Below are 13,412 nucleotides of genomic sequence, written 5' to 3'. Positions count from 1 at the left end.
GAAAGTGACTCGGCTGCCGGGACGACGCCCCGGCTCCTGCCTCAAACAAGGCGCACCGTACAAGCAGAGCCCATGGAACCTCCAACCCCCAGGAGGGAAAGAGAGCAATACCTCAGCGCCCCGCCCCACCAGCACTGAACGACCGCCCCTCCACTTGCCCCGCCCGCTCCGACCTCCCGATCAACCAGGCGCACCAGGCCGACACCGCCCCTGCGAACAGCACGTACATGCAGATCTGCCAAGGCTCCCCCCCACCCGACTTCAGCAGCGCCGTCGCGATGATCGGCGTGATCCCGGACGCGAAGATCCCCGAGAACTGGTAGACGAAGGAAATCCCCGTGTACCGCACCTTCGCATCGAAGAGGTCGCAGAAGAGCGCCGCCTCTGGCCCGTACACCGAGGCATAGAGGATGCCGAAGGGCACGATGATCGCGAGCCAGATCAGCAGCACGTTGCCGCCGCTGTGCGTCATCAGCCAGAAGCCGGGGAACGCGGCGATGGCCGTGATCAGCGAGCCCCACATGTAGACCTTGGGCCTGCCCAGCCGGTCGGACATGCGCCCGAAGAAGGGAATGGTGAAGATCATCACCACCGCCGCCGCCATCACGCCCAGCAGCGCCTCGGTGCGGCTGATCTTGAGCGTGCTGGTGAGGTAGTTGATGGAGAACACGCCGAAGATGTTGAAGAACACGCCGTCGATGTAGCGCGCGCCCATGCCCTTGAGCACATTGCCCGGGTAGCGCTTGAGCATGTCGAAGAAGGGAATGCGCAGCTCGGCGTTGCGCGCCTTGACCGCGGCGAACTCCGGCGTCTCCTGGACGTGCAGGCGGATGTACATGCCCACCGCCACCATCACGCCCGAAATCAGGAACGCGATGCGCCAGCCCCAGGCCATGAACTGCTCGTCGGTCAGCAGGAAGGACAGCAGCGCCACCACGCCCGAGGCCAGGCATAGCCCGATGGCCAGGCCGATCTGCGGCAGCGAGGCGTAGAAGCCGCGCTTTTCCTTCGGCGCGTATTCGTAGGCCATCAGCACGGCGCCGCCCCATTCGCCGCCCAGGCCGATGCCCTGCGCCACGCGCAGCAGGAGCAGCAGGATGGGCGCGGCGATGCCGATCTGCGCATAGGTCGGCACCAGCCCGATCAGGAAGGTGGCCACGCCCATGATCATCAGCGTGAGGATCAGCATGCTCTTGCGGCCGATCTTGTCGCCGAAGTGGCCGAAGATCACGCCGCCCAGCGGCCGGGTCACGAAGCCCACGGCGAAGGTGGTGTAGGCCAGCAGCGTCGACACCACCGGGTCGCTGCCCGGGAAGTAGAGCTTGTTGAACACGATGCCGGCGACCACCCCGTAGAGGAAGAAGTCGTACCACTCGATGCTGGCGCCCACCAGCGCCGATGCCACTACGCGTCGAATCGCCTTCTCGTCGGTTGCACTCATGCGTTGTCTCCAGTGAAGTAGGTCGTTGCGAAGGCCCTTTCTGCGAGGGCCGGGAAGGGAACTCAGCGGGCGAGGGCGGTGGCGTCCTCGCGGATCAGGTCGACGGCCTTCTCGGCCATCATCACGGCCGGCGCGTTGGTGTTGCCCGAGACCAGCGTGGGCATGACCGAGCAGTCGACCACGCGCAGGCCGCCCACGCCGTGCACGCGCAGGCGCGCATCGACCACGGCCATCCGGTCGCTGCCCATGCGGCAGGTGCCGCTCGGGTGGAAGATGGTGGCGCCGTTGTTGCGGCAGAACTCGAGCAGGTCGGCGTCGCTCTTGGCGTCGGGCCCCGGCTTGACCTCTCGCCTGACGTAGGGCCGCATCGCCGGCGAGGCAGCGATGGCGCGCGCCGCCTTCACGCCGGCCACCGCGGTCGCGCGGTCCCGCTCGGTGGCGAGGTAGTTGGGCTGCATCTCCGGCGGCTCGGCCGGATCGCGGGAGCGGATGCGGATATGGCCGCGCGACTCCGGCCGCAGCTGGCAGATCGACAGCGTGAAGCCCGACCACGGGTGCACCTTGCCGCCCGCCATGTCGGCCGACAGCGTGGCGACGTGGAACTGGATGTCGGGCGTGTCGGCCACCGGTTGTCCGTTCGCGTCGGTCTGCGCGCGCATGAAGCAGCCGCCCTGGTTGATGCCCACCGCCAGCGGGCCGCTGCGATGCATCAGCCATTCCAGGCCCATCCTGGCCTGGCCGATCCAGGAGTTGAGCTGGTCGTTGGTGGTGATGGGCTTGGTGCACTCGTAGCCGAGGCGGATCTGCAGATGGTCCTGCAGGTTCTCGCCCACGCCCGGCAGCTCGTGCACCAGCGGCACGCCGCGCTGCTCGAGCAGCGCGCGCGGGCCGATGCCCGAGAGCTGCAGCAGCTGCGGGGACTGGATCGCGCCGGCGGACAGCAGCACCTCGGCGCGGCAGCGTGCAGTCTTCGCCGCGCCGCCTTGCGTGTAGCGCACGCCGACCGCGCGGCGGCCCTCGAACACCAGGCCGGTGGCCAGCGCCTCGGTCGCGATGCGCAGGTTGCTGCGGCCCTTCGCCGGACCCAGATAGGCCTTGGCGGTGCTGCAGCGCCAGCCCTGGTGGGTGGTGAGCTGGTAGTAGCCGGCGCCCGCTTGCTCCGCACCATTGAAGTCGCCGGTGCGCTTGACGCTGAGCGGGCCGATCTGCTGCGCGCCTTCGATGAAGGCCTCGATCAGCTCGTGCTTCGCGCCGATGTCCGAGACCTTGAGCGGGCCGTCCGCGCCGTGGAACGCGTCCGCACCGCGCTGGTTGCCTTCGGACTTGATGAAGTAGGGCAGCACGTCGTCATAGCCCCAGCCCGGGTTGCCCAGCGCGGCCCAGTGGTCGTAGTCCTCGCGCTGGCCGCGGATGTAGATCAGGCCGTTGATCGAGCTGGAGCCGCCCAGCGTCTTGCCGCGCGGCCAGTAGATGCGGCGGCCGTTCATGTTCGGGTCCGGGTCGGTCTCGAAGCGCCAGTTGTAGGTAGAGCTCCACATCGTCTTGCCGTAGCCGATGGGCAGGTGGATCCAGAGCGAGTTGTCGGCCGGCCCCGCCTCCAGCAGCAGCACCCGCGTCGCCGGGTCTTCGCTGAGCCGCCCGGCCAGCACGCAGCCGGCCGAGCCGGCGCCCACGACGATGTAATCGAACTCTTCTTCAACAGGCATTCAAGGCTTCCGGCAATGGAACAATCGCTTCGGTTGCCGATCCTAGGCGATGGATTTTCGGAACGCAACGTTCCACTTTAGAGGTTTACCCGTATGACGCGTCCTGCGCGCAGCGCCGCCGCTGCACCTGCTGTTGTCCCGAAGAAGCGCCCCGCGGCGCACGTGTCGGCGCCCGCGCCGCAGGCCGAGGAGCCGGCGACGGGCTCGTCGGCCGAGCGCAGCCTGCGCCTGCTGGCGTTGCTGGCCAACGAAGGTCGCGCGTTGTCGCTGGCCGACCTGGCGGCGCAGCTGTCACTGCCCAAGGGCACGGCGCACCGCATCTGCGCGCAGCTGCTGGCGACCGGCTACCTGGCGCGCGATGTGGACGAGCGCATGTTCAGCGTCGGGCCTGCACTGCGGCAACTGGCCTTCGACACGCTGAACCACGGCGTGGTGCGCGGTCTGCGGCACGAGGTGCTGTCGGAGCTGGTGCGCCAGGTCGGCGAGACCTGCAACTTCACGACGCTGGATGGCGTGCAGGTGCTGTATCTCGACCGTGTCGAGGCGCAATGGCCGCTGCGGCTGACGCTGGACGTGGGCTCGCATGTGCCGCTGCATTGCACGGCGAGCGGCAAGCTGTTCCTCGCGCAGATGGAGAAGAAGGAGCGCGACGCGGTGATCGGGCAGGTCACGCTGGCGCGAATGACGGCCAACACGATCACCGATGCGGAGCAACTGCGCGCCGAGTGCGAGGCGATCGCCAAACGGGGCTACTCGACCGATCGGGAGGAGTTCATCGCCGGCCTGGTGGCGGTGGCGGTGCCGGTGTTCGATGCGGCGGGCAAGCAGCGCGCGGCCATTGCGGTGCACGCGCCGACCGCGCGGATGACGATGGAGGGTGCGATCGAGAGGATCGGGGCGTTGAAGGAGGCAGCGGGGAGGATGGCGGGGCTCCTCTGAGGCATGGTGGGCGAGAGCCTCACAGCCGCTCGCAGAAATCCATCAGGTGGTTGCGAAACCACTGGTGGCTGGCATCGTGCTCGGCCGCCTCGTGCCAGATGAGGTAGACGGGAAAGCTGGGCATGCGCAGCGGCACCGCGTGCGCCTTGAGGCGGAAGTGATCGGCGTACAGATGCGCCATGCGTCGCGGCAGCGTGCAGATCATGTCGGAGGTCTGCACCATCACCGGCATCGATAAAAAGTGCGGGACGGTCACCGCGATCTTGCGTGCGAGGCCGCGCTTAGACAGTGCCAGGTCGATCATGGGCATGGCGTTGGTGCGCGGCGCGAGGACGACGTGGCGCAGTCCGAGGAAGGTCTCCAGGCCGAGCTTCTCGCCGATCTCCGGGTGGTCTCGCCGCGACAGGCTCAGCAGCGTCTCGGTCAGCACGCACTTGTTGCGGTAGGCCGGCTCCTGCGGCACGAAGTAGTCCAGGGCCAGGTCCACGGCGCCGTCGCGCAGCTCGCCCTTGAGCTGCGCGCTCGGCTCGGGGCGGATCCTGATGCGGATGCGCGGCGCCACCTTGGCCAGCCAGTCCACGAAGCGCGGCAGGATGATGGTTTCGCCGTAGTCCTCCACCGCGACCACGAACTCACGGTCCGAGTGCGCGAAGTCGAAGTCGCCGTCCCCGCGCAGGCCGCGCTCCAGTGCGTCCAGCGCCTGGCGGATCGGCTCGGCCAGGGTCTTGGCGCGCGAGGTCGGCACCATGCCCTGGCCGCTGCGCTCGAACAGCGGATCCCCCAGCCGGTCGCGCAGCCGGCCCAGCGCGTTGCTCACGGTCGGCTGCGAAAGGTGCAGCGTGCGCGCGGCCTTGGAGATGCTGCGGTCCTTGTAGACGGCGTCGAAGATCAGCAGGAGGTTGAGGTCCAGCGAGCGAAGGTTCATGGGTCGCGATGGTATTTGGAATTTGAATATTCGCAATTCGGCAATGAAAGTAGCCGAATGACCTGACCGTCTGGACAATGCGCTGCATACCCAAGGAGACAAGCGCATGACAGAGGCCGCAGCCACCGTGCTGATGGACCGCCCGCTCGACGGCGTGGCGCGCCTGAGGCTGAACCGCCCCGAAGCGCGCAACGCGTTGAACCAGGCGCTGCGCCGCGCGCTGGCCGAGGCCTTCACGCAGCTGGAGCAGGACGAGAGCGTGCGCTGCGTCCTGCTGTGCGGCGGCAGCCAGTGCTTCGCCGCCGGCGCGGACATCAAGGAGATCGCCGCGCTCGGCGCCAGCGAGGTCTGGCGCCTGGCGGTGCCGCGCTATTGGAAGCCCGTCGCCGAGTTCTCCAAGCCGCTGGTCGCGGCCGTGGCCGGACCTGCGCTGGGCGGTGGCTGCGAGCTCGCGCTGCATGCCGATGTGATCGTGGCCGCACGCAGCGCCCGATTCGGCCAGCCCGAGGTGACGGTCGGCATCATGCCCGGCGGCGGTGCGACCCAGCGCCTGATGAAGGCGCTCGGCAAGTACCGCGCGATGAAGCTCATGCTCACCGGCGAGGCCGTGGGCGCCGACGAGGCGCTGGCCATGGGCATGGTCAGCGAAGTCGTCGACGACGAGGTGCTCGAAGCGCGTGCGCTCGAGCTCGCCGCACTGATCGCCACGCGACCGCCGATGGCGCTGCGGCTGCTCAAGGAGGTCGCGCTGGCCGGCGAGGATGCGCCGCTCTCGGCCGGGCTGCTGCTGGAGCGCCGCGCCTTCGAACTGCTGTTCGACAGCAGCGACCAGAAGGAAGGCATGCAGGCCTTCTCCGAGCGCCGCGCGCCCCGCTTCGCCGGGCGCTGAGCCGCTCGCCGCCGAATTTCACTGACCTCACTGACCGACAAAGGAAAGACTTCATGGGTGCAGACGTTGCGATCGTCGGCTACGGGCGAACGCCCTACAGCCGGGCCAAGCCGGGCGAGCCGGTGCTTACCGTGGACGAATACATCGCCTGGGCGGCCGACCTCGCGCTGCAGAAGGCCGGCATGTCCAAGAACGACTTCGATGGCCAGGGCCTCGGCGTCTCGCATGCCGAGGTCGCCCACACCGTCAACTGGTCGGCCGCCACGGCCGAGAACCTGGGCATCAGCCCGCAGGTGCTGCTGCGCGGCGACCAGGGCGGTGCATCGGCGGCGTCGCTGCTGATCCGCGCGGCCGCGATGATCCGCGCCGGCATCGTCGACCGGGTGCTGGTGGTCGGCGCCGACACGCCGCTCAACATACCGTCGCTGGCGCCCGGCCTGCCGCTGTCGCCGGAGCGCACGCGCGGCGTCTACTGGGACTTCCAGGGGCCCTTCGGCGTGATGGGGGCGAGCGCGCAGTTCGCGCTGGTGCAGACGCGCTACCAGCACCAGTACGCGCTGAAGGACGAGCAGCTCGGCAAGATCGCGGTGACCAACCGCTTCCACGCATCGCTGCATCCCGGCGCGATCTATCGCCAGCCCTTCACGCTGGACGACTACATGAAGTCGCGCGTGCTGTCCGATCCGATCCGCCTGCTGGACTGCGTGCCCATCGTCAACGGCGGCCTCGCCTACATCGTGACCTCGGCCGAGACCGCCCGCACGCTCACCGACCGGCCGGTCTACCTGCTCGGCGCCGGCGAGGCGAACAACTACTACCACGGCTCGCGCGCGCTGCCGGACATCACGACCACCGGCTATGCGGTGGCCGCGCCGCTCGCCATGCAGCGTGCCGGCGTGCGGCACGAGGACATCGACTTCCTCCAGCCCTACGACGACTACCCCTTCATCGCGATGATGACCATCGAGGACCACGGCTTCTGCCGCAAGGGGGAGGGCGGCCGCTTCGTCGAGGAGCACGACCTGCGCTTCGATGGCGACTTCCCGATGTCCACCGACGGCGGCCAGCTCTCGGGCGGCCAGCCCGGCGGCGCCATCGGCGGGTTCATGCCGCTGGTCGAGGCGGTCACGCAACTGCGCGGCGAGGCCGGCGACCGGCAGGTGCGCGACGCCCGCATCGGCATCGCCTGCGGCTTCGGCGGCATTCCCTACGGCCGCCCCGGCCGCAGCTGCATTTCCCTCATTCTCGGAACGGAGCCCTGAACATGGCCGACCTCTACGCGGACAAGCCGCAGCCCACCATCACCGACCTCACCCGGCCGTTCTGGGCCGGCGCCAAAGAGGGCCGGCTCATGCTGCAGAAGTGCCGGCGCTGCGCGACCTTCAACTTCCATCCCAAGCCGTGGTGCATCGAATGCGGCAGCCGCGAGCTCGACTGGACCGAGGCGCGGCCCTTCGGCACCGTCTACTCGCACACCGTGTCGCGCTCGGTCGCGATGAACTATCCCGGCTGGGAAGCCGAGCTGCCCGTCGTGATGTGCCTGATCGACCTGGACGACGGCGCGCGCATGTACGGCCAGCTCACCGATTGCGCGCCCGGCCAGGTGCGCGTCGGCATGCGCGTCGAGGCGCATTTCCAGGTCATCGGCGAGGAGGCCGGCATCCCGCGCTTCCGGCCTTTGCGCGAAGGCGCCGCTGGCGGGCACTGAACATGGCGCACGACATCCCCGACGCCCAGACCTTGCGCAAGGCGGCCATGCGCGACGTGCCCTTCGACTGGAAGGATGCGCTGCGCTTCGACGACCTGCTGACGCCCGAGGAAATCATGATCCGCGACGCCGCGCGCGACTATGCGCAGGGGCAGCTGATGCCGCGCATCCGCGAGGCGCACCGGCACGAGACCTTCGACATCGGCGTGATGCGCGAGATGGCCGAGCTCGGCTTCCTCGGCGCGACCATCGAGGGCTTCGGCTGCGCCGGCATCAGCTATGTGGGCTACGGGCTGATCGCGCGCGAGTTCGAGCGGGTCGACACCTGCTTCCGTTCTGCGCTCGGCGTGCAGACCACGCTCAGCATGACGCCGATCTACCTGTTCGGCAGCCAGGAGCAGCGCGAGCGCTACCTGCCGGCCATGGCGCGTGCGGACAAGCTGGGCTGCTTCGGCCTCACGGAGCCGGACCACGGCTCCGACCCCGGCAGCATGAACAGCCGTGCGCGCAAGGTCGACGGCGGCTATCTCCTGTCGGGCACCAAGACCTGGATCACGCATGCGCCGATCGCGGACCTGATGGTCGTGTGGGCCAAGGACGACGACGGCCGCGTCGGCGGCTTCATCCTCGAGCGCGGCATGAAGGGCCTCGCCACCAGCAAGATCGAGGGCAAGTTCTCGGTGCGCGCATCGCCCACCGGCCAGATCATGATGGACGAGGTCTTCGTGCCCGAGTCGCAGCGCCTGCCCGGCGCCAGCGGCATCGGCGCCCCCTTCGCCTGCCTCAACAACGCGCGCTTCGGCATCTGCTGGGGCGCGCTGGGCGCGGCCGAGTTCTGCTGGCATGCGGCCCGGCAGTACGCGCTGGACCGCAAGCAGTTCGGCCGGCCGCTGGCGGCCAACCAGCTGGTGCAGAAGAAGCTGGCCGACATGCAGACCGAGATCGTGCTCGGCCTGCACGCCTGCCTGCACCTGAGCCGGCTGCGCGACCAGGGCCGTGCCAGCCCGGAGATGGTGTCGCTGCTCAAGCGCAATTGCGCGGGCAAGGCGCTGGATATCGCGCGCGCGGCGCGCGACGTGCACGGCGGCAACGGCATCTCCGACGAATACCACGTGATCCGCCACGTGCTCAACCTCGAGACCGTCAACACCCTCGAGGGCACGCACGACATCCACGCGCTGGTGCTGGGCCGGGCCCAGACGGGCATTTCCGCCTTTTCCAACTGACGCCAGCCGGCACCCACTGAACACCAACCGACCGATCTTCAGCCATGACCCTTTCGAACCTGGACCGCGCCGAGGTCGTCAAGCGCCTGATCAGCCCGCGATCGATTGCCGTGATCGGCGCCTCGGCGGACTTCGGCAAGATCAACGGCCGCCCGCTCAAGCACCTGCTCGACAAGGGCTATACCGGCCGCATCCTGCCGGTCAACCCCAAGAACCGCGAGATCGCGGGCATGCCCTGTTATCCGGACATCGAGAGCCTGCCCGAGGCGGCAGACCTGGCGATCGTGGCGGTACCGGCCGCCGAGGTGCTCGGCGCCGTCGAGGCGCTGGGGCGGCGGGGCATCCGCGCCGCGGTGATCTTCAGCTCCGGCTTCGGCGAGATGGGCGCCGCGGGCCGCGCGATGGAGGATTCGCTGGCGCAGCGCGCGCGCGAATGCGGCGTGGTGCTGTGCGGGCCCAACTGCCTGGGCTTCATCAACGCCTTCGACAAGGTCTACGCCACCTTCAGCCAGTACGCCGACGGCGAGACCGGCCCGGGGCCGATCGCCTTCGTCACACAGTCGGGCGCCTTCGGCACCGCCATTGCGGCCCTGGTGCGGCAGCGAGGCCTCGGGCTGGGCTACTTCATCAACACGGGCAACGAGGCCGACCTCGGCTTCAGCGAGCTGATGGCGAGCGTCGTCGAGGACCCGCGCATCCGCGTTGCCGCCGGCTACCTCGAGGGCCTGGAGGATGGCGACTCCCTGGTCCGCCTGGCGCAGCGCTGCCATGAGCTGGGCAAGCCGCTGGTGCTCACCAAGGTCGGGAGGATGGCTTCGGGCGCGCGCGCCGCCGCCTCCCACACCGGCGCGCTGGCGGTCGAAGACGCGGTGTTCGACGCGGTGATCCGCCAGTACGGCGTGCTGCGCGCGCGCAACGAGGAGCAGATGCTAGACATGCTCGAAGCGCTGAGCCAGCCGCGCACCGCCGCCGGCAACGGCCTCGGCATCGCCACCCAGTCGGGCGGCGCCGGCGTGATGATGGCGGACCGCGCCGAGGAAATGGGGCTTGCCGTCCCCGAGCTCGCACCGGCCACGCGGTCGCGCCTGGCCGAGGTGATGCCGGCCTTCGGCGCGATGGGCAATCCGGTCGACGTGACCGGCCAGTTCGTGGCGCGGCCCGAGCTGCTGCGTGAATCCGTGGTGGCGCTGATGGACGATCCGGGCGTGCACGTCGGCATCGTGTGGCTGCAGCTGATGACCGCCCACGTCGACGTGCTGGTGCGCATCTTCGGCGAAATCCAGGACCGCACCTCCAAGCCTTTCTTCGTCTGCTGGGTGGCGGCGCCGCAGGAAGCGTTGGAGCGGCTGCGCGCGCTGGGCATCGCGGTCTACACCGCCGGCGAACGCGCGGTGGAGGCGGCCGCTGCGCTGGCGCGCTGGCACGCCTTCCGGCAGCGCGCCGCCGGCCGGCAGGCCCTCCGGCCGGCCGGGATGCCGGCGCTGCCCGCGGAAGTGCGAGACGGCGTGCAGCCGACCGTGCAGGCCACCGAGTGGCTGCGCGCGGCCGGCGTGCCCATGGCCCCGGTGGCCCTGGCGCATGACGAGGACCAGGCCGTCGCGCTGTGGCGCGCCGCGCGCGGCCCCGTGGCGCTGAAGATCGAATCGCCCGACATCACCCACAAGACCGAGGTCGGCGGCGTGCTGCTCAAGCTCGACGACGAGGCGGCCGTGCGCAGGGGCTTCGCCACCTTGATGCAGCGTGCCGCCGCGGCAGAGCCGGCGGCGCGGCTGCACGGCGTAGTGGTCCAGGGCATGGCGCAGGGCCACGTCGAGTTGGTGGTCGGCGTGCAGCGCGATCCCGTGTTCGGCATGGTGGTGATGGTCGGCACCGGCGGCGTGCTGGTGGAAGTGCTCAAGGACGTCGCCTTCCGCCGTGCCCCCTTCGACGAGCCCGAGGCGCTGCAGATGCTGGGCGAACTGCGCATGGGCGCGTTGCTCGATGGCGTGCGCGGCCAGACGGCGGTCGATCGCAACGCCATCGCGCAGATGCTCGCGGGCCTGTCGCGCTGGGCCGCGGCGATGCAGCAGCGGCTGGCCGAGCTCGACCTCAACCCGGTGCTGGTCGGCCCCGACGGGCCGGTGGCCGTGGACTGCGTGATGGTGCTGCGCGAGCAGCGCACGCGCTACGAGGCCGGCGGCTGATCCCGCCACCGGCCGTCATCAGGATTTCCAACGACAAAGGAGACACAGGCATGCGCTTCACTTCACGAATCATCCAGGGCGTCGGCACCGCCACGGCGGCGGCGGCACTGCTGCTCGGGGGCACCCCGGCCCTCGCGCAGGACCCCTATCCGAACCGTCCGATCACCGTCATCGCGCCCTACAGCGCAGGCGGCGATGCCGACCTGGCGGCGCGCAATTTCGCGGCCGCCGCACAGCGCGCGCTGGGGCAGGCCGTGGTGGTCATGAACAAGACCGGCGCCAGCGGCGTGATCGGATCGGCCCAGGTCATCGCGGCGCCGCCCGACGGCTACACCCTGCTCCTGGCGCGCACCGGCTCCCAGGCCATCCTGCCGGCCATCATGCCGTCCACGACCAAGTACAAGTGGGACGACTACACCTTCATCGGCACCCTGGAGCTCAACCCCTACGGCTGCATCGTCAACGCCAAGTCGCCCTACAAGACCTTCGAGGACCTGGTCGGCGCCATGCGCACCAAGGGCAAGAGCATGAACTTCGGCACCGCGGGGGTGCTCACCACCAACGACATGGGGCCGCGGCAGCTGTTCAGGATACTCAAGCTCACCGACCAGACGCCGACCCAGATCCCGTACAAGGGCACCGGCGAGGCCTCGATGTCGCTGGTCGCCGGCCAGACCGAGTTCGCCTGCGGCAGCCTGGGGTCCTTCATCTCGCTGATCAAGAGCGGCGCGCTGAGGGCGCTGATGGTCACCAGCGCGGAGCGCATGGCCTCCATGCCCGAGGTGCCGACCGCGCGCGAGCTGGGCTATGCCGAGATGGAGGGCATCGTGGGCTGGAGCGCGGTCTTCGGCCCGCCGAAGCTGCCGGCCGATGTACGCGACCGGCTGGCGGGCGCGCTCAAGACCATTGCCGCGGACCCGGCCTGGATCGCCGCAACCGAGCAGACCGGCTCGCTTCCCTTCGTGCGCCCGCCGGAGGAGACGCGCGACTTCGTGCGCAAGCAATACCAGCTCTACCGGTCCCTGGGCGAGCAGCTCAACATCATCGACTCGAAGATGTAGGGCAGGCGCCCGGGGCCTGCGCGGAGGCTGGTCGGGAGACCTCGGCGAAGCTGCAGGGGGACGATGCGCGTTCAGGGCACGAACATCGTCCAGGGCGTCTCGCTCTCGCGCAGCGGGCGCCGGGCCGTGATCCCGGACAGGGGCTCGCCGGCTTCGAAGCGGGCGATCATCTCCTCGGGATCGAACACGACCCCCATGAAGTTCTGCGCGTAGGCCCCGCCCGCGAAGAAGGCTTCCAGCTCCTCGGCGCGCTCGAACACGTCGTACTGCAGCTCCAGGCGATGGCCGTCGGGGTCCTTGTAGTAGAGCGAGATCGTAGGGCCATGGTTGATGGTCCAGTAGGGCTGGATGTCGTGCGCCTGCAGCCGCCGGTAGGTCGCCAGCAGATCGCCGAGCGAGGCGTAGGTGAAGGCGATGTGCTCCAGTCCGGTGTGCGCATCGCCCGCATGCCCGAGGCCGGGCCGCGTGATCAGGCCGATGCGGTGATGCTCCTCGTCGTAGGTCAGGAAGCACACCATCTCGTTCTCGAAGGCCGTCCTCGCTTCCAGCACCTTCAGGTACCAGGCGCGCGAGCGTTCGAGCTGCGACACGCGCAGCACCACGTGGGCCAGCTTCACGGGGCGCACGGGCATGGCCCGCGCATCGGGCAGCCGTCTCGGGGCGTTCATGTCTTGTCTCCAGCGGGTTCGTCAACAACGCGGTTCTCGATCGCACCGATCGATTCGATCTCCACGCGCACCACGTCACCGGTGCGCAGGTAGCGCTGCGGCGACATCAGCGCGCCGCTGCCGGCCGGACTGCCGGTGGACAGGACGTCGCCCGGCTCCAGCGTGAAGGCGGTCGTGAGCTCGGCGATCATTTCGCCGATGCGATGGAGCATCTCGCCGGTATTGGCGTCCTGCCGCAGTTCGCCGTTCACCCAGGTGCGCAGGCGCAGCGCATGGGGGTCGGCGATCTCGTCGCGCGTGACCAGCCAGGGGCCGAAAGGGCCGTGGGTGTCGAAGGACTTGCCCAGCGTGTGGGTGGGTGCGCGCAGCTGCCAGTCGCGCACGCTCATGTCGTTGACCACCACGTAGCCGGCGATGACCGCGTCGGCCTCGTCGGCGCGCACATGGCGGCAGCGTTGCCCGATCACCACGCCCAGCTCGCCTTCGTAATCGAACTGATCGGAGATGCGGGGCTTGTGCACCGGGTCGTACGGACCGGCGACGCACGAGACCTGCTTGTTGAACCAGACCTGGCCCGCAGGACGCACGAGTCCGAGCCTGGCTGCTTCCTCGAGGTGCGATGCGTAGTTGCCGCCCAGGCCCAGGAACTTGCGCGGCGCCGGCACG

12 protein-coding genes are annotated in these 13,412 nt (G+C 69.3%); 7 read left to right on the top strand and 5 right to left on the bottom strand.

The annotated features are described in order from the left end of the window. Window positions 1-112: 112 nt before the first annotated feature. Both APY03_RS14640 and APY03_RS14635 read right to left on the bottom strand, forming a co-directional pair. Window positions 113-1,441 carry an MFS transporter gene (locus APY03_RS14640; RefSeq protein ID WP_068677934.1) on the bottom strand — a complete coding sequence of 443 codons (1,329 nt, stop codon included), beginning with the start codon at window positions 1,439-1,441 and terminating at the stop codon, window positions 113-115. Window positions 1,442-1,503: 62 nt separating this feature from the next. Beyond that, a complete protein-coding gene (locus APY03_RS14635; protein WP_068677933.1) occupies window positions 1,504-3,147 on the bottom strand; it encodes a GMC family oxidoreductase in 1,644 nt (547 codons plus the stop codon). A 93-nt stretch (window positions 3,148-3,240) separates the two neighbouring features. Here APY03_RS14635 and APY03_RS14630 point away from each other — a divergent pair, with 93 nt between their 5' ends. Beyond that, on the top strand, window positions 3,241-4,086 hold the full coding sequence (locus APY03_RS14630; protein WP_068677932.1) for an IclR family transcriptional regulator: 846 nt from the start codon (window positions 3,241-3,243) through the stop codon (window positions 4,084-4,086). Between the two features lie 19 nt (window positions 4,087-4,105). Here APY03_RS14630 and APY03_RS14625 read toward each other — a convergent pair whose 3' ends face one another. After that, window positions 4,106-5,011: a LysR family transcriptional regulator gene (locus APY03_RS14625; RefSeq protein WP_068677931.1), complete on the bottom strand. Its 906-nt coding sequence runs from the start codon at window positions 5,009-5,011 to the stop codon at window positions 4,106-4,108. A 106-nt stretch (window positions 5,012-5,117) separates the two neighbouring features. On the opposite strand from APY03_RS14625, the gene APY03_RS14620 reads away from it, so the two are divergent. Genes APY03_RS14620 through APY03_RS14595 form a run of 6 tightly spaced genes read left to right on the top strand, consistent with a single transcriptional unit; the run spans window position 5,118 to window position 12,078 of the window. Further along, window positions 5,118-5,900, top strand: coding sequence for an enoyl-CoA hydratase-related protein (locus APY03_RS14620; protein WP_068677930.1), 783 nt, complete (start codon window positions 5,118-5,120; stop codon window positions 5,898-5,900). A gap of 53 nt (window positions 5,901-5,953) precedes the next feature. After that, entirely contained in the window at window positions 5,954-7,162 is a 1,209-nt protein-coding gene (locus tag APY03_RS14615; RefSeq protein ID WP_068677929.1) for a thiolase family protein, read from the top strand. 2 nt (window positions 7,163-7,164) lie between these two features. After that, the gene (locus APY03_RS14610) at window positions 7,165-7,608 is read left to right on the top strand and encodes a Zn-ribbon domain-containing OB-fold protein (RefSeq protein WP_068677928.1); all 444 of its coding nucleotides are present in this window, start codon (window positions 7,165-7,167) and stop codon (window positions 7,606-7,608) included. A gap of 47 nt (window positions 7,609-7,655) precedes the next feature. After that, entirely contained in the window at window positions 7,656-8,834 is a 1,179-nt protein-coding gene (locus tag APY03_RS14605; RefSeq protein ID WP_068677938.1) for an acyl-CoA dehydrogenase, read from the top strand. Between the two features lie 44 nt (window positions 8,835-8,878). After that, window positions 8,879-11,017, top strand: a complete 2,139-nt coding sequence (locus APY03_RS14600) for an acetate--CoA ligase family protein (protein WP_068677927.1) — start codon at window positions 8,879-8,881, stop codon at window positions 11,015-11,017. 50 nt (window positions 11,018-11,067) lie between these two features. After that, a complete protein-coding gene (locus tag APY03_RS14595) occupies window positions 11,068-12,078 on the top strand; it encodes a Bug family tripartite tricarboxylate transporter substrate binding protein (protein WP_068677926.1) in 1,011 nt (336 codons plus the stop codon). 71 nt (window positions 12,079-12,149) lie between these two features. Here APY03_RS14595 and APY03_RS14590 read toward each other — a convergent pair whose 3' ends face one another. Together APY03_RS14590 and APY03_RS14585 are read right to left on the bottom strand one after the other, a co-directional pair. Then, window positions 12,150-12,746 carry a VOC family protein gene (locus tag APY03_RS14590; RefSeq protein WP_083944360.1) on the bottom strand — a complete coding sequence of 199 codons (597 nt, stop codon included), beginning with the start codon at window positions 12,744-12,746 and terminating at the stop codon, window positions 12,150-12,152. Beyond that, window positions 12,743-13,412 (bottom strand): fumarylacetoacetate hydrolase family protein (locus tag APY03_RS14585; RefSeq protein ID WP_232324269.1); only part of this gene is annotated, 670 nt, incomplete at its 5' end. The genes APY03_RS14585 and APY03_RS14590, both read right to left, overlap by 4 nt.

Origin of the sequence: Variovorax sp. WDL1 (assembly GCF_001541225.1) — a bacterium.
In the GTDB taxonomy this organism is placed as follows: domain Bacteria; phylum Pseudomonadota; class Gammaproteobacteria; order Burkholderiales; family Burkholderiaceae_C; genus Variovorax.
Note: the sequence above shows the minus strand (reverse complement) of the source record. Positions and strands in the feature narration are given on the sequence as shown.